General features: G+C 75.6%; 1 protein-coding gene. It reads left to right on the top strand.

Going from position 1 to position 1,102, the window contains the following annotated elements; all coding sequences use genetic code 11:
* The first annotated feature begins 115 nt into the window (after window positions 1-115).
* Entirely contained in the window at window positions 116-979 is an 864-nt protein-coding gene (locus tag ACTS11_RS07965; RefSeq protein WP_442639792.1) for an FAD binding domain-containing protein, read from the top strand.
* Window positions 980-1,102 lie beyond the last annotated feature (123 nt).

A 1,102-nucleotide genomic window follows, 5' to 3' on the forward strand; every position in this document is an offset into this window, starting at 1 on the left:
AGCGCGTTGACGGCATGGCGCCCTACCTTCAGGAAGCGCACCGCCGCATCTGGGCCGAGGACATCGGCATCGACCGGGTCTTCCACGAGCCGGGTCGTGCGCCGAGGCTCAGGGGATGACGCCCGCCGCATTCGACTACCTGCGCGCGGAGAGCCTGGCGCAGGCGCTCGAGGCATTGGCCGCCCGGGGCGGGGAAGCGACCGTGCTCGCGGGCGGGCAGAGCCTCGTGCCGATGCTCGCCATGCGTCTCGCGCGGCCGTCGCGGATCGTGGATATCGGCGGCCTGCGCGGGCTCGACTCGATCGAGGTCGCGGGCGGGGTCGTCCGTCTCGGCGCGCTGGTCCGTCACCGGGTTCTGGAGCGCGATGCGACGGTGGCGCGGCACCTGCCGCTTCTGGCGACCGCCGCGGGCTGGGTCGCGACACCCGCGATCCGGAACGCGGGCACCCTCGGCGGCGCGCTGGCGCTGGGCGATCCGGCCGCGGAATACCCGGCGGTGGCGGTGGCGCTCGGCGCGCGCCTCCGCCTCGTCTCGCTGGCGGGCGAGCGATGGGCGGCGGCCTCCGACTTCTTCCACGGCGCCATGGAGACGGATATCCGCCCCGGCGAACTGCTCGTCTCCGCCGAGTTTCCCGCCGCAGCGCCCGGCGACGGCCACGGCTTCGCCGAGATCGCCGAGCGGCGGGGCGACTACGCGCTCGCGGGCGCCGCCCTGTCCCGTCGCGGGGGCGCCGTGCGCATCGCGCTCTTCGGGGTCGCCGACGCCACGCTCTCCTGCGAGGCGGCCGCGCGGGTGTTGTCCGACGAGCCGCCCGCCGCCTGGGACGACGCGCTTCTCGAGGCGGTGTGCGCCGCCGTCCTCGACGAGATCGCGCCGCAGGCCGCCGATCCCCTGCGTGCCCGCCTCGCCGGTGTCGCCGTGCTGCGCGCGGCCCGCGACTTCCTCGGCCGCGAGCCCCCCGCGAGGCGCGCGGCATGACGCGGGTTGGTCTCGCCTGCGAGGTGAACGGCAGGATGGTCTCGGCCGAGATCGATCCGCGCACGCTCCTCTCGGACTTCCTGCGCGACGTCCTGTCCCTCACCTCCGTGCATGTCGGGTGCG

The organism is Roseicyclus sp. (genome assembly GCF_052168335.1).
Lineage (GTDB): Bacteria > Pseudomonadota > Alphaproteobacteria > Rhodobacterales > Rhodobacteraceae > Roseibacterium.